This window comes from Collinsella tanakaei (assembly GCF_021531055.1).
Classification (GTDB): Bacteria; Actinomycetota; Coriobacteriia; order Coriobacteriales; family Coriobacteriaceae; genus Collinsella; species Collinsella tanakaei_B.
The window spans coordinates 278,819-294,655 of the sequence record NZ_JADYTL010000002.1 but is presented as its reverse complement, the minus strand read 5'-3'; the positions used below and the strand labels follow the sequence as shown (position 1 = coordinate 294,655).

The following is a 15,837-nucleotide window of genomic DNA, read 5'->3' as shown; positions in this document are numbered from 1 at the left end:
GACAGAACTTGGTTAAAACGCCCCGTTTGTGTCAGTACGGAGTTCCGGCTGTCAGTAGTGAGTTCTCACTGTCAGTAGTGAGTTCTACCTGTCAGTACGGAGTCCCGACTGTCAGTACAGGGCACCGGCTGTCAGCGCGGAGTCCCGTATCGGCACGGAGCTCCGCCTGTTGGCGATGCCCCAGTTTTCTCCTGGCTCCTTTTGGACAGGGTCCCGCTGGGCATGAGGCGCAGCGGTGCCCGTCAGCTGAGCTTTTCGAACAGGCGGATCAGGCGGGTCATGGCGTCGGCGAGTTCTGTCCGCTCGTCGTCGGAGAGCCGTTCGATGAGGGTAAGGTAGCGCTCGCCGCTCTCCTGCACGTGGCGGTCGATGAGGGAGCGGCCCTCGTCGGTAACGTCGATGACCTTGGAGCGACGGTCGGTCGTCGAAGGCGTCATGCTCACCATCCCGGCGCGCGCAAAGGCGTCGACGATGCGTGAGACGTGCTGTTTGGGGATGTGGAGCGCCCGGCTCAGGTCCTGGGCGCACGCAGGTCCGTGCTCGCAGAGGCGTGCGAGCAACTCGGCCTGCGTGCGCCCCAGCTCGCCGCGAAACGAGTCCCGATAGCCCGATATCACGAGGTCGTCAAAGAGGACCTGCAGCCGGTAGGCAAGTCGGGCGTAGTCGTGTTCGTGGTCGGCGCGCTGTTGGGACATGGGCTCTCCGGGTTCGCGATAGGTCGGGTGTTCCTATGCTACTACCACGTGCGGGAGCCCGCGGCGCGGAACTGGGCGACGGTGGGGGCGTGCGAATTCATGCCGCCGTCGACGTTGAAGACCTGGCCGGTCACGAACTCGGCCTCGTCGGAGGCGAGGTACACGCAGGCGTGTCCGATGTCCTCGGGGTTGCCGTAGCGGTTGACCTCGATGTTCGACAGGAAGATGTCACGCAGCATCTGGGGCACGACGTCCTCGTTCTGCGGGGTGACGATCAGGCCGGGGCGCACGCAGTTGCAGCGGATGTTGTCCTTGCCGTACTGCAGGGCCACGCTCGAGGTGAGCATGTCGACGCCGGCCTTGGCGCACGCGTACGCGGTGGCGCCCAGGTCGCCGCCGCACGACGCCATGGAGCCGATGTTGACGATGGAGCCGCCGCCGGCCGCCTTGAGGTGCGGCAGGGCGCACTTGATGGCGTAGAACGTGCCGCGCAGGTCGCTCGCGAAGATGGCGTCCCACATCTCGAGGGTGAGCTCCTCGACCGAGCCGTCGGCCAAGCCGACGTTGGCGGCGTTGTTGACCAGGATGTCGAGGTGGCCGTAGGTTTCCGCGGTGTCGTCGATGAGGGTCTTGACGGTATCGAGGTCCGTGAGGTCCAGGTAGTGGTAGCTCGCGGTGCCGCCGTCGGCCGTGATCTCGGCCACGACCTGCTCGCCGCGCTCCTTGCGACGGCCGCAGACCACGACCGTGGCGCCCTCGCGCACGAACAGACGCGCGATGCCGATGCCGATGCCGCTGGTAGAGCCGGTGACGATGGCGACCTTTCCTGCAAGACGTCCCATAGGTGAGCTCCTTTCGGTGTGCTGATAGATAGTCATAATAGTATGACTAAATTGAGACCGCGTGAGGCGCTTGCCGGTGACCGCGCGCGGGGAGGGGACGGACGGTGCGCGGTCGCACGCGAGGGGCGCCTTCGCGGGGAGGGATGTCCCATTTTTCTCCTGGCCCCTTTTGGGACATGGCCCGCGTCTTTGGTCGCCCTGTCCCAATTTTCCCCTGGCCCCTTTTGGGACATTTGCAGCCAGATTTCCAAGCTGCTCCCGACATGTGTTGGAAACACAGGGGGTGTAAAGTAAGCCCCCAAACAGCGGCGCCGACGTGCGCCACCGTCGGGGGGATACCGTATGTTCGATTACTTCATGTCCGCTATCGCTGCATTGAACACCAACGTGCTGTGGGGCGTTCCCATGGTCGTGCTGATGCTCGGCACCGGCATGTTTTTGCTCTTCATCACCAAGGGCGTCGTGTTCACGCGCTTCAACGTGGTGATGCGCTACACCACCAAGACGCTCTTCCAGCGCGCCGACCCATCTGAGGCAGGGGAGGGCACCATCTCGCCGTTCCAAGCGGTGTGCACCGCGCTTGCCGCGACGCTCGGCACCGGCAACATCGTGGGCGTGGCGCTCGCGGTGGCCACGGGCGGCCCAGGCGCGATCTTTTGGCTGTGGCTCTCCGCGCTGGCAGGCATGGTCATCAAGTTCTGCGAGGTCACGCTGTCGGTCGCCTACCGCACGCGTAACGAGCGGGGCGAAATCGTGGGCGGTCCCATGTACTACATCTCGCGCGGCCTGGGCGTCACCTGGCTTGCGGTGCTGTTCGCCATCTTCGGCTTCCTCGCGTCGTTCGGTATCGGCGCGAGCGTGCAGGCCAACTCGCTCGCCGGCAGCGTGAACGCGACCTTCGGCGTGCCGCTGCCCGTCATCGGCGCCGTGGTGGCGCTGCTCGCGGGCCTGGTGCTCATCGGCGGCATCACCCGCATCGCGCAGATCACCGAGAAGCTCGTGCCGTTTGCCGCCATCTTCTACCTCGTCGGCGCCGCGGCGGTGCTCGTCGTCAATGCCGCCGAGATTCCCGCGGCGATCGCCCATATCTTCCGCGACGCCTTCACGGGCACGGCGGCCACGGGCGGCTTTTTGGGCGCCACGGTCATGTACGCGTGCCGCGTGGGCATGTCGCGCGGCGTGTTCACGCACGAGGCGGGCATGGGTTCGGCGCCCATCGCGCACGCCTCCGCCGACACCGACCACCCTGCGCGTCAGGGCCTGTGGGGTACGTTCGAGGTGTTCTTCGACAGCATCGTCATGTGCACGGTCACGGGCCTCGTGATCATCACCTCGGGGCTGTGGTGCGCCGACCCCATGATGTCCGAGGGTGCCATGAGCTCGGAGGCCTTTGGGCAGAGCATTCCCTTCGGCGAGTACATCGTGACGGTGGGCCTCATGCTGTTCGCGTTCGCGACGCTCATCGCCTGGTACTACTACGGCGAAAAGTGCGTCGAGTACCTGTTCCGCCGCGTGCCTAAGGCGGGTCGCGTGGCCGTGCGCCTCTACCAGGTCGCCTATGTTGCCATGGTGTTCGCGGGCTGCGTGGCGAATCTCGACGTGGTGTGGGAGTTCGCAGACTGCTTCAACGGCCTCATGGCGATCCCGAACCTCATCGCGCTGATCGCCCTCTCGCCCGTGATCCGCCGACTTGCTGCGGACTTCTTCCGCGACCCCGACCGTCGTCGCCCGCGCGACACGGACTACAGCGAGATGTTGGCGTTCCGCGACAAGTAACGGGTTGGTTGGGGACGTGTTCGTTTCAACCCGTTTGGGCTGCCGGGGCGCTTCGGCTCAGTGCTGACAGCCGGGGCTCACTATTGACAGCCGAGACTCACTATTGACAGTTAAAACTCCCAGCTGACACAAACGAGGTGTTTCTGCCGAGTTGTGTCAGCTGGGAGTTTTCCGTGTCAGTACAGAGTTCCAGCTGTCAGTAGAAAGTTCCACTGGGTTGATCGGGGACGTGTTCCGTTCAACCCCTTTGGTCGTAGGGAGTGCCTCCCCGCTCGCTGCCCGATGCATCATACTCCGACGATAGACACTTGAAGCTGAAGATTATTCCAAATAGAATAATTCTGTACAGAATAATCTTTGCAAAATGCCTACCGCAAGGGAGGTTGCAGTGCGCACCTTTGTTGATCGAGAGCGGGAGTTGCAGGCCCTTGAGCGCGAATATGCGCGAGAGGAATCCTCCTTCGTTGTTGTCTACGGCAGACGTCGGGTGGGCAAGACCGAGCTCATCTCGCGTTTCATTCGGGACAAACGCGCGTTGTATTACCTCGCGACAGAGGAGCCCGAGCTCCAGAACCTCGAAAGCTTCCAAGCGGTCGCGGCGGACTTCCTGCAGAGCGACCTGCTGCGCTCCGCGCGCATCACGCGCTGGGAGGACATCTTCCGCGAACTCGCGCAATCGTGCGATTCGACGCATGAGCGCGCGGTGATCGTCATCGACGAATTCCAATACCTCGGCAAGGCGAACCCGGCGTATCCCTCGGTTTTTCAGCGCATCTGGGACACGATGCTCAAAGACGCAAATGTCATGCTCGTCTTGTGCGGGTCGCTCATCTCGCTCATGAAAGATCAGGTGCTGTCTGAGGAAAGCCCCCTGTATGGACGCAGGACGGCGCAAATCAGGATGGGGCAGATTCCATTTTCGCATTACCGCGAGTTCCTGCCGGGGCGTTCGACGCGCGAGCTGGTGGAGCGCTATGCCGTGACCGGTGGTGTTCCCAAGTACATCGAGCTGTTCGAAGACCAGGACGATATCTTCGCTGCGATTTCCGCGAACATACTCGATCGCAACGGGTTTCTCTACGATGAGCCGAATTTCCTGCTCCAGCGCGAGGTACCCGACGTGGGTACGTATTTCGCGCTTATCCGCGCGATTGCGGGCGGCGCGCATCGGCCGAACGAGATATCGCGTGCGTTCGGCATGAAGCAGACGAGCCTGAATAAGTATCTCAAGACGCTCATCGAGTTGGATGTCCTGGAGCGTCAGGTGCCGGTTACGGAGAGCGACCCCGATAAGAGCAAGAAGAGCCTCTATTTCATAAAGGACAACTTCCTCCAGTTTTGGTTCAGGTTCCTGCTGCCCAATCTGAGCTATCTGGAGACGGGTCGTACGGCTGCGGTCGAAAAGCGTATCCGTGAGCATTTTGTCGACGGTCACGTAGCATTTGTATACGAGGACGTCTGTCGAGACCGGTTATGGGATATGGCCGACTCGGGCATGCTGGGTTTTATTCCGGAGCGCATCGGGCGTTGGTGGTCGGGTGATACCGAGATCGACGTTGCGGGCCTCAGTGTGGGCGAGGGACGTGCCGTGTGGGGTGAGTGCAAGTTCTGGAAGGATCCGGTTGGTATCAACGTGCTGCGTGATCTTGAAGACAAGGTGGCACGCGTGCCATGGAAGAAAGGCGAGAGGCAAGACGTTTTTGCGCTCTTCAGCGTGAGTGGGTTTACGGACGCGTTGCGCGAGCTGGCAGCGGAACGGGATGACGTGCTGCTGGTGGATGACGGGGAGCATGATCGTCCGGTTGGGCCTTCGAGTCCTCATGGGTTCAGCTCCGAGACGCTTGCCGCGATGGACGATGTCGCGACGGGTGAGAATCTGTTCGGGCCCTACCGCACCGTTAGGGATGCGATGGCAGCGCTCGATGAGGAGTAGGGCGGTTTTGGACGGGAATTGGTAGTTCAGATCGCCTCGTACCCCGATTCGCCTCATCGTATTTCGGAATGGATTAGCCCCATGCGCTATCCTGGGAGCAATGAGATAGCGGCGCAACAATCGCGCCGCTTTGAGCCGAGGAGATGGGCGCCATGGCGGGTCGTGCCAGCTGGACATATGATGAGACGAGGCTGGCGTTTGCCCTGTATGGGTCACGGGCCTCGATGGCTACACGCGCAAAGTCGGCTACAAGACGGGGTCGGTCGCTTACGGCTTCGAGATCAAGACGTTCAACTACGACCGTGACATCAAGCCGCTAGCCGACGTAATGGACGTGGAGGAGGCAGGGATGCTCGCATCGAATAAGCCGTTACGCCCCTCGGTGAGGGTTGCGGTGCCGGGGATGAACGCGTGCTGCCCGCCTGATCCCTATTCTTGTTTCAGCAGCTCCACCAGCGCTGGAATCTGCCCATCATCCACGAGGTCGACACGCGTAGGCATATTGGGGCCAATCGATTTGTCTTGGCAAAGTGCATGAGGATCTAGGTATTCATCTGCTTGTCGCGATAACCCGAGCGCGAGCCAGCCTCCCTTGGTCGAATGCCCCTTGACACATAGGTGAAGCTTTTTCCTATCTTTGAATCCAACATAGTATTTTGTGACGTACATCTCCCAGTCCGGGAATTCATTGCTTATTGCGTCTACAAGCTCCTCAAAGAAACCGGCGCAAATGCCACCTTTCGCGAGGAGCGGATGATCATCTTCGAGTGTCCAGTTTGATCCCTTTTCCTGCTTACTCTTGGGGCGATGGAGATCAACGATTGATTCGTCGAGCTCGGGATATGGCCAAATGTGCAGGGCTTCTTTGGCGAGCAGCTCACCTCGCTTCTCGATTGTCTCCCTATTCCAGGTTGTTTGCTGCGCGACGAACTTATTCAAATGAAGGCTGCTCGATTTGAATCCTTCGTTGGGAAGATTGAGCTTTTCTTCGAAGGGGCGGTTTGAGTATTCCTGGTTATATCCGGTGAGCGTGAGATTGCCAAGTGTATTGCATAGCTCCTCGTGAGTTTCTGCCCAATCGTTACCGATCATTATCTGCCAAGCTGCAGAGGTCTCGATGTTTTGCGGCATAACGTGTTCAATCTGCAAATTGCTCGGGACGGGCTCTTTTGGATTAAAGAACGACTCATAGCGCTCGAGGCAGTACCGTCCCTTCGAGAATCGATGATACAGGTCACGTGTTTTGAGGCTTTCGGCAAACACTTCGTCGGTGGGGAAGTACGCCGTCATGTTTTCGGTATGAGAAAGGAGCATGGCGAGAACATATTCTTTGGGATTCTCCGCCTTTTCGAGGTCTTGATACATTCCCGCGAAGAAGTTGTTCAGGCCGGTAGTAAAACGACCAATCACGGCACGTCTGAAGAGGAACGACTCAAGATATGTACACAGTTCAATGAAATCTGACTTGCTCAGGCGATTAGATTCATAAAGCGCGTAGAGCGAGAGCATGAGCGGCCGCACGGGCTTGACCCACAAGCTCGCGATTCGTCTAAAGACTGGCGCAAGATCGGAATCCGACTCCTTATCCATGAACATGCGAACATAGCGCGTTGCATACTGGCGCAACTCTTCGAGGAGCGCTTTGGGGTCATCTTCGAGTTTGTTATCCTCGCAGTATCCCTTGAACTCCTGATATGCCTCGTTTTCCTTGGGTGCTCTCTTGGGAATCTTGAGCCAAAGCCAGTACCAGATAAACGCATTGAACTCATCTTCCCGCTGCTGGCCAAACATGAGCTCTATGGGACGCCAGTAGCTTTCGTAAAGGGTGGTTTGGGTGTTCATATCGAGCCGCATGAGAATGTAATTTCGGATGAGGTCGATTGGAGTGAGAGGCTTTCCTTTAGAGTTCATCGACTCAAAGATGAGCTGTGCATTATCCGTTTCTGCGCTCAATTCGGTGTCGATGATAAGAAGGTTTTTTACGCCGCTCCAAAGCGATTTGGCATCGAAGTGCTTGGCTTGGATTTTGCGCCTGAAGAATTCGTAGCTGGATACGATACGCTGGGACGGATTGTCAGGAAGGGGAGTCTTTCCCACGATGGCGAAAAGCGTTGGACGGTCATCCTGAGAGAGAACGAGGCGATAGCGCGAATCGCCGATGTAGTCGTCCTCGTTGTAGAGATAACGTTTGCGCAGGGCGGTTACCTTGATGTCTTCGAGAAAACCGCCTCGAGTGACGTCCTCTTCTAGCCACTCGAAGAATGCGGCGAGAAGGAGGGACAACGTAGTCATGCGCTGCTGGCCATCGATGAGCAATTTCTTTTTCAGGGACGTTGCGGTTGCGGCACTCTGCGGCGTGTATAAGAACGAGCCAATGAAGTGCTGCTTGCCGTTTTTTCCGGAACGCATGACGTCATTCCAAAGGTCTTGGCACTCACGTTCGTCCCAGGAATAGACGCGCTGGTATACCGGAATAACGAATTGCGTCAGATCTGACCCAAGCAATGAGAGAAACTGAGCTTCAACCGCCTTCATACGACTTACCCTTTCATGGTGGAGAGGAGAGAGGTTAGTTGACTATGGATGCTATCCTTCTATCCACTCAACCGTATACCGCTTGCCGATAAGGTCTCCCGTGTTCTGCACATAGGACTCCAGAAGATCCTTCGCCCGCTTGCGCGCCTGATATTTCAACGTATCGTCTTTGTCCGCTTCCTCTTCCATGCCGGTTTGGGCATTACTCAAAGCTTCGGTTTTCTCTTCGGTGGATAAGGTCGTGAACCATCCGGTTTCTACGACGGGATCGGTGATTGAGTTCTCGTCCAAGTTGACATTTAGGATTTCTGCCTGAGGAACATATATCGTTACGACGCCGTTCTCATCGGGTTCAGAAATGGTGACTTTGCTAGCGGTGACACCAATTTCGACGATACCACTGTATTCAAACCACATGCGCTTATAACCGATGTTGCCAAGTTTGAGCGGAAAATCGCTTTCCTGATTGTACCGAGCAACGTTGTGATAGTAGACCTCGAGCGTGGCAAGATCGCATATATATCCGGCGTTCGAGGACAGATCGGGATTCTCGGCCTCGGGTTCCTCTGTGTTTTGGCAGCCGCAGAGGAGGGTTGCAGCAACCAGAATCGCGCTGAACACGAGAACGAGGTTTTTGCGCAAGTGTTTACTGCTCATTGGTAGTCACCTCTTGACCATCTGCTTTGTCGGGTTGCCGATCGTTGTCTGCCGGAGGCTCATCCCAAGAAATGCGGTAGTCCGCGTTTTCGAGTACAGGTAACGTGAGCGCTTCTACAGCCGTGCGCAGCCCCTCTTCGGCGGTATCGTAAATCTGTCCCTTCTTCTCGATTTCCGTGCGTGCGTCCTTCTTGCACACCGAGATGATGTCATTGAGTTTCATATCGGGATTCGTGGGCATGTATTCAAAGGACGATTCGTCCACGCTCGGATCGTCGAGCGTGATTTCCGGGAGGATGGGGTAGACGAGCTTTGCCTCATCGTCGATATCGAACTTGATCTTGCTCATATCGACGCCGGCTCGAACCGTCGAACCGTAGTAGATTCGTTGGGTGACCTCTCCGTCTTCGTTCTTTACTTCAGCTATGCCGTTGTAGACGTATTCCGCGGTCGAGAGCTTGCTGATCGTGACAATCTCCTCGAGCTGTGATGAGGTGATCGTCACGGGTTTCGTTTCTTCTTTGAAAAGTTGGGATACGGCGAACGCGCCAACGAGAACAACGACGACGATTGCACCAAGTATCGTGATTGCTCGCTTTGGAGTGAGGTTTGCTGCAAGAAAATCCCTACGCTCGTTGCGCCTCTGTATTTTATTCTGCCTTTTAATGCTTTCCAACTTTTGTTGTTCGAGCTTGAATTCGGCTTCAAGGGCCTCGCGCTTTGCGTTTAGACGTTTGATTTCCGATTCATCGACATCAGAGGCAAGCTTGCCGGACCTGATTTCACCGTGCGAAAGCGACTCGTCATGCTGCTGCATGGTCGAGGCGCCTGTTGTTTCTATTTCGGGCAGGTCGTGAGAGAGATCTCGTTCGAGTTTCATATCATTCCTCAGGGTATTCAAAGGCTTTAGCGCTCTTACGATTGTAAAGTAAAGGCCTTCTGGTTTGCTCCGCAAGCAGTGGCGGATCAGCTGAAGGGTAGCCGGGAGCGGCTTTGGTTGTATTTAAGGCGTGCGACGCTCACTCCACTTCACAATAAGGGGTGTCGTGTTTGCCGAGTTCTCAAAACAGTGTCCACACGAGCAGGCGCCCTGTATCCATGGGCTGCATCTACCCGGATATGCAGGAGGACCTTATGAGCGCAGACGGAACAATAATTGAGGTGTCGGACAAATCGCTCGACGGCTTACGAGCGCCCCCAGATTCAAAGCGAGTCTCGCAGCGATCACGGATAGCGCTATGAGATACGGCTCTGGATGAGGATTCGTTGTCCGCTACCACCCACCCCAGCCAGCAGCCCATCCGACGACCTCCACCGCCACGGCGTCCGTACCTCGCCTCCACGCCACCCTGATGGGAATGACGTGCTCGCGCTCGCAAAACCGATGGGACACCGGGTCGCGCGCGATGACGTACCGCTCGCGGCCATCCTCGGCAAAGGAACGGCTTCCCGGAGCCCGATCGCCGCCCTTCTCGTCCACATAGCATCCCACGCCGATGACATGCCCGCACGTCGCATAAACCGCGTAGTCCACCCACTCGTCACTTCCGTAGTCGACGATATCCGTGCCGAATTCATGCGCGACCTCGATGACGTCGTCCACGGCAAGCGGCAGCGTCTCGATCTCCATTCGATACGCTCCGTCTGGCGCGCCGACGACGCGCACGCCGTCCGTGCCAGAATCCTTGCCATACGAAGGGCAACACGTGAACTCCTCGCACGTCTCGTCAACCAGAACGAACGGATACGGCTTGCCGTTCACCAGCACCCGTACGGATCCCGCCGGCGTTACGAGCTCGTAAGCCATATCGCCAAGAACCACGCGCGCTTCCATGTACTTGCGCAGCCGCTCCACGTCGCGCGGGCGCACTTCGTCTAGGCGCGCAAGCTGGGAGTTGTGCCGCAAATCGGCGATCTTCACGGCGCGCGCCACGGGGTTGTCCCGCAGGCGCCGCACGTAGTCCAGGTAGGGGAGTGCCGGGTCGTGCGTGAGTAGGGTCAGCGCCTCCACGACGCGCTCGCTCATCCCGATGTCCTGCAGGTCGTCGGGCGTTTTGCCGCAGTCCTCCATGACGTCGTGCAGCAGCGCGGCGCACGTTTCGTCCTCGCGGTACATCTGCTCCGCCAGATGGATGGGGTGCAAGGCGTAGGGTAGGCCCGTCTTGTCGAGCTGTCCCTCGTGGCAAGCCAGGCAATAGCGCAGCGCGCGCTTGGTTGCGGGCGTGTACAGCATAGGCCGCCTCCCTGTCGCTCGCAGCGTGTCCGGAATCCCATTATCGCGCAGGCGGCGGGGGTGGGGCGTAAGGGGCGCTCCCGCCGTCATCCGTCCTGCAGGACGCGGCAGGGCAGCTGACCGATATGTCAGCCAAAGCTGCAGCAGGCGCCCGCTTGCACGCTCACCCTACACATTCATCAACCCGCTGTTCCCCACCAAGATCGCCTTCGACGGATCCTCGGGCAGATACGCCACGGGTACGGTGCAGCCCACGCGCGAGGGGATCTTGCCGTGCTTGCGCTGACCGATGGGGATGGGGCCGAGCTTGATCGCCTCGCTGGTCAGCTTGACGGTCTCGTGATGCTCGTACGTCGCGCCGTCGACCTCGTAGCGCACGTACACGGTGGTCGGGCGGTCCACGCTCCCGGGACGCACGCGGACGATGGTTCCCACCGTCTGGCCGGTATAGGTGCGCTCCTTGTGCGCGCGGACGCGCTTGGAAACCAGCAGCACGATGGCGGTCGTGCCGCCTCCGAGCAGCGCGATCAGCCCGAAGATCAATAGAATCATGGCCCCGTCGCTCATGGTGCGCTCCTCAAGACGTTTCGTTCGATGCCGGCATTGTAGCGCATGCAAGCAGCCCGCCATTCATGTGTTGCCCGATGCAATCCGCCGTCGTTGGGCTGTCGGTAAAATGACCGCCCGCCGCATCGAACTCTGTGATACTATCACTATAGTGATACTCTAAGTTCTAGGAGGTGCGTATGCTGTTGTGGCACGGATCGCCTCATATCGTACGAACTCCTCGCCTTGAGCTGTGTCGCCCGTTCAACGACTACGGGCCGGGGTTTTACTGCACCGAAGATGTGGATCTTGCTAAGGAATGGGCCTGTCCCAGCGATGCGGACGGTTTTGCGAATCGGTATGACTTCTCGCTGGATGCCTTGTCTGTGCTCGATCTGTCTTCCCCGGGTGTCTCGGTTCTCGCGTGGCTCGCGTTGCTGTTGGTCAACCGGCGTGTCGATCTTTCCAACGCGATTGCCCGCGAGGCCCGAGGCTGTCTACTCGAGATCTTTTTGCTCGACACGTCGGGGTTCGATGTGATTCGCGGTTACAGCGCGGACGATTCGTATTTCGCGTTCGCTCGGGCATTTCTCAACAACACGATTTCGGTTGGGCAGCTTTCCGAAGCTCTGCGCTTGGGGAATCTTGGGGAACAGGTTGTGCTCGTGAGCGCTAAGGCATTCGATCGAATTCGATTCGCGGGGTTCGAAGTGGCACCCTACGAGGTGTACGGCCCGCGTCGCGCCTCGCGCGACATGCAGGCGCGGCGACGGTATCAGGCCCTTACGGCACTGTTCGACCGTGATGGCATATATGTTCGCGACCTCTTGCTCGGGGAGGTGGACGCTCATGACCCGCGGCTCTTCTGAGCACGCGCCCGTCCGTGCTTATGACGTGCTCTACCTCGAGGATGCCATGGCATGCCTGGGATGCTTCTTCGAGTACGCGATCAACGATTACGGCGCCGAGGGACGCGAGGTTGCCGCGCTGTTCGCCGCCAGCTCCCTTGCGCGCCAATTTGAGACGGGCGCGCCGTGGGTGGTATCTGGGCGCTCAGGTATCGAGTTGTTTTGGGATATGAGCCTCGAGCTCGGATATGATGACGGGCGTGCCGCACCCGAACCTGCGGTGCGTACGGGTCGGACGCCTGAGTACTGGGCAGGGTGGGTCGCCGCCTATATCCAGTGGCGGTTTGCGTTGACATTCACGCAATTGTTCGACGTGTTGCCGTTCGACGTGCTGGTCGGGCTGTACCATCCGTGGCACGAGGCGTCCGAGGAGCGCATGGCGCGGCTGTTCGCCGAGCGCATGGCCGATCGCCGGGTCCCGACGAACCTCGCGCGGCTTCGCTGTGCGTGTGGCTATACGCAGCGCGAGCTGGCGGAGCTCTCCAGCGTGTCGCTAAGGTCGATCCAGATGTACGAGCAGCGTAACAAGGACATCAATCGTGCCCAGGCGGCGTCGATGGAGCGCCTCGCGCGCGTGCTGCGCTGCCGCGTGGAGGATCTGCTCGAGCCGGTCGTTGCCGTCGCATAGGCGTAAGAGCGCTTGCGATGCGGCCGCTTGGAGCCTGTCGATGTTCACCCGCTCGTTGAGCATAACGCGCCCTGCCGCGCACCCATCGCGCGTTCGATCGTGTCCGTCCTAAAGGGCGGGCACGCCATGGCATCCAATGCCCCGCAGGTGCTCGTTTGCCGAGCCCTGTGGGGCGTTTTTCTGAAGACTGCCGGGAGAACGCCGCAGTGCCGCTTGTCGCGCAGCTGCCTCAGTACTTACCCGCCCCTTACACGTTCCGTGGTTTTCGCACGCTACGCTGGTTTTACCCTTTTGCACCTCGCGCCGTGTGGCCGTCGTTGCCGCGCGGCGCGTGTAGGATTGGAAGCCCATGGATTCCCCGTCGTTGCTCGATTTGTTCTATCTACCGGAGTATCTGCGCGAGGCGTTGGCGGAGGCGCTGGTGCGCGGTGAGCTCATGTCCTATGAGGTCGCCGACACGGTGTCGACGGTCGTTTTCTCCCTTGTCGTAGCGGCTATCTATTTCGGCGTCGTTGGGATCGTCGCATGGGGCATGTACCGTCGCGCGCATGCCGAGGAGGCGCTCGACCGCGCCGCGGCAGGGTCTCACCGCGCCGTGTCGGTGGATGCACCGTGGCACAAGCTTGTTCCGAACGGATTCGAGGCCGATCTGTGCGCGTGGGTCGTGAACGATCAGGGCGTGGTCCGCGTGTTCGTGGCGACGGTGCTCCGCCTGTTGCGCGCTGGCGTGATGGAGATCCGGCACGCATCGCTTGAAGACGGCCTTATGGAGTTCGTGCTACGCGGCGACCCCGACTGCGCCGACGAGTTGGGGCGCGCGGCGACGGATCTCATTTTTCCCGAGGGATCTCGACGTGTTTATCTGCGCGAGGTGATGGACGAGAGCGTGTGGACCACCGAGGTTGTGGGAGACCAGATCTACCGGTTTGCCGGATTGGCGGAGTCGTCATGCGCCAAAGCCGGATTAATCGATCCGGACGACGGTCATGCTAGCGAGCGCCATAACCGCTTTTCGGTGGCGTTCGTGCTCATGGGCTTGGTCGGCGCTATCTGGTTCTCGAGCGCCGTGCCGTCGCCCGTGACCATTGTCGTCTTCATCGCCTCGTCGGTGCTGCTCGCCCTGTCCCAACGCTTAATCCGCACCCGTGCCCTCACGCCGGCGGGTGTTTTGGTGGTCGAGCGGCTCGAGACGCTTGCGACGCGCCTACGGGCAGCTGCCGATTCCGGTGAGCGCATCGGCGATGCCGGGGTTTCGGCGGCCGAGCTGATCGAATATGCCGTGGTGGTGGGCCTGCGTGCTCAGGAACTCGCTCGACTTGCCGACGCGTCCGGATCGGCTTCGCTTCGGCGCCTTGTATCCGAGCCGCTGTTCAATAGCGAGGCGGACGGGATCGGCCTATCCTCGAAAGAGCTCGCCTCGTATCGGCGTCGTTTCGGCATCGTGGGCGGCAAGACCACGCGTTGCGGCGTGATCGCGAGGATCTACGGCAGGCGCGATGAGTGGTATCGCGAACAGATGAGTGATTGAGCGCGGAAGCGACTGAGCGCAGGGCGCGAATCGGCGGCCACCTGATTGTCCGTATATGCTACCGTGCGCACGACTACAATGTGATGCAACGACACATAGCCTCATAGTTGCCATCCGAAAGGAAGCCGCACCATGCCCGCCCCATCCGCGTCCCGCATCAAGCTCATCATGACCGACATCGACGGTACCGTCATGCCCAAAGGTGCTTCCTCGGTGTCCGAGCGCACGGTGGCGGCGTTCCACGCGGCGCTCGATGCGGGGATGGTCGTGGGGCCCGCGAGCGGGCGCGGGCGCGTGCAGATCGCGCCGTTCTTCCGCGGCGACGAGGCGTGCTGTGCCACGGCGATCGCCACGAACGGCCTTGAGGTCTACTGCGCCGGCGAGAAGATCCGCGAGGAGCTGCTGCCGGCGGACGCCCTGCGCGACACGCTCGAGTTCGTCCGCGAGGCGCCGGGTGCGGGCCTGCTCGTGTTCGAGGGCGTGACGCCGCGGCTCGTGGCGGGCGAGCGCGAGATCTTGGCGCGCGTTTCCGAGCCGTATGCCCGCGCCTGCGTGCCTCTCGACACGCTACCCGATACGCCGGTGCTCAAGGCGAACGTCTTCGTCGACGAGGACCGCGCCGGCACCGAGGCGTTCGTCGAGCAGCTGAACGACGCGATCGACGGCCTGGATTTCGACGTGCCCATGGCGGGGTTCTCCAACATCATGCCGACGGGTTGGAACAAGGGCAGCGCCTTGCGCGTGCTCTGCAAGCACCTCGGGGTGACCGCCGACGAGGTCGTGGTGTTCGGCGACGCGGGCAACGATGTGACGATGTTCGAGGTCGCGGGGCATGCCGTTGCGGTGGAAAACGCCTCGCAGGATGCCGCCGAGCGGGCGCGTTGGCATATCGGCCGCTGCGAGGACGACGCCGTCGCGGCGGCGATCGAGGCCCTGGCGGCAGGGGAGTGGCCGTTTACGGCGTAGGGCCGTGCGGGTGGTTTGCGCTTGCGGGTTGCAGGCGGCCGAAAGCCGATTGCGATCGGTGGCGTCCGGTGGCTGGCGTGCCCGCTACTCCTTGAGCGGGGCGATGCCGACGGCGTAGAGGACGCCGAGCGCGACGATCAGCAGCGGCGCCATGCTGGCGCTGTAGACCACGATGACCGTGGGCAGGGCGAGTCCCTCGTCCACGCCGAGCGAGATGACCGGCACGACCGCGGCGACGAACAGCGCGAGCGCGAGCGTCGCGGGGATGAAGCAGCCGGACTTGATGGTGCTCGTCACATGGACCTTCTTGAGGTAGACGAACAGCAGGCCGCCCACGGCGCCGATGGCGTAGAGCAGTACGGGTGCGGCGAGCACGATGCCCACGGTGCCCGGGACGGTCGCGAGCGCGGCCGTGCGCGCGGCCTCCGTGTCGCCCGTGTTGTACCAGACCAGAAAGGCGCAGCAGACCGCCGCGATGGCGACCCAGACGGCGAAATTCGCAAGGAAGGTGGACTTCTTCATATCGCTACCTCGATGGCTCGTGACGAAACGGTATCGTGTCGAGTCATTATAGCGGTAGCCGTGTTCGC

Annotated in this window: 14 protein-coding genes; 6 read left to right on the top strand and 8 right to left on the bottom strand. The window is 60.3% G+C overall.

Annotated elements, in window-relative coordinates; genetic code table 11:
• Positions 1 to 242: 242 nt before the first annotated feature.
• Positions 243 to 695, bottom strand: a complete 453-nt coding sequence (locus I6E04_RS03485; RefSeq protein ID WP_235421781.1) for a MarR family winged helix-turn-helix transcriptional regulator — start codon at positions 693 to 695, stop codon at positions 243 to 245.
• 41 nt (positions 696 to 736) lie between these two features.
• Positions 737 to 1,537, bottom strand: a complete 801-nt coding sequence (locus I6E04_RS03480) for an SDR family NAD(P)-dependent oxidoreductase (protein ID WP_235421780.1) — start codon at positions 1,535 to 1,537, stop codon at positions 737 to 739.
• Between the two features lie 342 nt (positions 1,538 to 1,879).
• Here I6E04_RS03480 and I6E04_RS03475 point away from each other — a divergent pair, with 342 nt between their 5' ends.
• A complete protein-coding gene (locus I6E04_RS03475; RefSeq protein WP_235421779.1) occupies positions 1,880 to 3,313 on the top strand; it encodes an alanine/glycine:cation symporter family protein in 1,434 nt (477 codons plus the stop codon).
• A gap of 388 nt (positions 3,314 to 3,701) precedes the next feature.
• Complete coding sequence (locus I6E04_RS03470; RefSeq protein ID WP_235421778.1) at positions 3,702 to 5,246, top strand: ATP-binding protein; 1,545 nt, start codon at positions 3,702 to 3,704, stop codon at positions 5,244 to 5,246.
• A gap of 429 nt (positions 5,247 to 5,675) precedes the next feature.
• On the opposite strand, the gene I6E04_RS03465 is transcribed toward I6E04_RS03470, so the two are convergent.
• The 5 genes from I6E04_RS03465 to I6E04_RS03445 form a co-directional block, all read right to left on the bottom strand.
• Positions 5,676 to 7,781: a DUF262 domain-containing protein gene (locus tag I6E04_RS03465; protein WP_235421777.1), complete on the bottom strand. Its 2,106-nt coding sequence runs from the start codon at positions 7,779 to 7,781 to the stop codon at positions 5,676 to 5,678.
• A 51-nt stretch (positions 7,782 to 7,832) separates the two neighbouring features.
• Positions 7,833 to 8,438 carry a DUF4230 domain-containing protein gene (locus I6E04_RS03460; protein WP_235421776.1) on the bottom strand — a complete coding sequence of 202 codons (606 nt, stop codon included), beginning with the start codon at positions 8,436 to 8,438 and terminating at the stop codon, positions 7,833 to 7,835.
• Positions 8,428 to 9,318: a DUF4230 domain-containing protein gene (locus I6E04_RS03455; protein ID WP_235421775.1), complete on the bottom strand. Its 891-nt coding sequence runs from the start codon at positions 9,316 to 9,318 to the stop codon at positions 8,428 to 8,430. The genes I6E04_RS03460 and I6E04_RS03455 overlap by 11 nt, the downstream gene beginning before the upstream one ends.
• A 393-nt stretch (positions 9,319 to 9,711) precedes the next feature.
• Complete coding sequence (locus I6E04_RS03450) at positions 9,712 to 10,671, bottom strand: hypothetical protein (protein WP_235421774.1); 960 nt, start codon at positions 10,669 to 10,671, stop codon at positions 9,712 to 9,714.
• Positions 10,672 to 10,839: 168 nt separating this feature from the next.
• The gene (locus I6E04_RS03445; protein WP_235421773.1) at positions 10,840 to 11,238 is read right to left on the bottom strand and encodes a DUF3592 domain-containing protein; all 399 of its coding nucleotides are present in this window, start codon (positions 11,236 to 11,238) and stop codon (positions 10,840 to 10,842) included.
• A gap of 179 nt (positions 11,239 to 11,417) precedes the next feature.
• Between I6E04_RS03445 and I6E04_RS03440 the strand changes: the two genes are divergently transcribed.
• The 4 genes from I6E04_RS03440 (at position 11,418) to I6E04_RS03425 (ending at position 15,247) form a co-directional block, all read left to right on the top strand.
• Positions 11,418 to 12,086, top strand: a complete 669-nt coding sequence (locus I6E04_RS03440) for a DUF3990 domain-containing protein (RefSeq protein ID WP_235421772.1) — start codon at positions 11,418 to 11,420, stop codon at positions 12,084 to 12,086.
• Positions 12,067 to 12,753, top strand: a complete 687-nt coding sequence (locus I6E04_RS03435; protein WP_235421771.1) for a helix-turn-helix transcriptional regulator — start codon at positions 12,067 to 12,069, stop codon at positions 12,751 to 12,753. The genes I6E04_RS03440 and I6E04_RS03435 overlap by 20 nt, the downstream gene beginning before the upstream one ends.
• A 349-nt stretch (positions 12,754 to 13,102) precedes the next feature.
• Positions 13,103 to 14,281, top strand: a complete 1,179-nt coding sequence (locus I6E04_RS03430; protein ID WP_235421770.1) for a DUF2207 domain-containing protein — start codon at positions 13,103 to 13,105, stop codon at positions 14,279 to 14,281.
• Between the two features lie 132 nt (positions 14,282 to 14,413).
• Positions 14,414 to 15,247, top strand: coding sequence for an HAD family hydrolase (locus tag I6E04_RS03425; RefSeq protein WP_235421769.1), 834 nt, complete (start codon positions 14,414 to 14,416; stop codon positions 15,245 to 15,247).
• 84 nt (positions 15,248 to 15,331) lie between these two features.
• Here the strand turns inward: I6E04_RS03425 and I6E04_RS03420 are convergent, their stop codons facing one another.
• Positions 15,332 to 15,769, bottom strand: coding sequence for a hypothetical protein (locus I6E04_RS03420; RefSeq protein ID WP_235421768.1), 438 nt, complete (start codon positions 15,767 to 15,769; stop codon positions 15,332 to 15,334).
• Positions 15,770 to 15,837: the final 68 nt, after the last annotated feature.

What these genes read in the sequence shown, in the direction of transcription:
- I6E04_RS03475 (WP_235421779.1), top strand. Translation starts at nt 1,880, where the DNA reads ATGTTCGATTACTTCATGTCCGCTATCGCTGCATTGAACACCAACGTG.
- I6E04_RS03480 (WP_235421780.1), bottom strand. Translation starts at nt 1,537, where the DNA reads ATGGGACGTCTTGCAGGAAAGGTCGCCATCGTCACCGGCTCTACCAGC.
- I6E04_RS03465 (WP_235421777.1), bottom strand. Translation starts at nt 7,781, where the DNA reads ATGAAGGCGGTTGAAGCTCAGTTTCTCTCATTGCTTGGGTCAGATCTG.
- I6E04_RS03450 (WP_235421774.1), bottom strand. Translation starts at nt 10,671, where the DNA reads ATGCTGTACACGCCCGCAACCAAGCGCGCGCTGCGCTATTGCCTGGCT.
- I6E04_RS03435 (WP_235421771.1), top strand. Translation starts at nt 12,067, where the DNA reads ATGACCCGCGGCTCTTCTGAGCACGCGCCCGTCCGTGCTTATGACGTG.
- I6E04_RS03485 (WP_235421781.1), bottom strand. Translation starts at nt 695, where the DNA reads ATGTCCCAACAGCGCGCCGACCACGAACACGACTACGCCCGACTTGCC.
- I6E04_RS03425 (WP_235421769.1), top strand. Translation starts at nt 14,414, where the DNA reads ATGCCCGCCCCATCCGCGTCCCGCATCAAGCTCATCATGACCGACATC.
- I6E04_RS03455 (WP_235421775.1), bottom strand. Translation starts at nt 9,318, where the DNA reads ATGAAACTCGAACGAGATCTCTCTCACGACCTGCCCGAAATAGAAACA.
- I6E04_RS03430 (WP_235421770.1), top strand. Translation starts at nt 13,103, where the DNA reads ATGGATTCCCCGTCGTTGCTCGATTTGTTCTATCTACCGGAGTATCTG.
- I6E04_RS03440 (WP_235421772.1), top strand. Translation starts at nt 11,418, where the DNA reads ATGCTGTTGTGGCACGGATCGCCTCATATCGTACGAACTCCTCGCCTT.
- I6E04_RS03420 (WP_235421768.1), bottom strand. Translation starts at nt 15,769, where the DNA reads ATGAAGAAGTCCACCTTCCTTGCGAATTTCGCCGTCTGGGTCGCCATC.
- I6E04_RS03460 (WP_235421776.1), bottom strand. Translation starts at nt 8,438, where the DNA reads ATGAGCAGTAAACACTTGCGCAAAAACCTCGTTCTCGTGTTCAGCGCG.
- I6E04_RS03445 (WP_235421773.1), bottom strand. Translation starts at nt 11,238, where the DNA reads ATGAGCGACGGGGCCATGATTCTATTGATCTTCGGGCTGATCGCGCTG.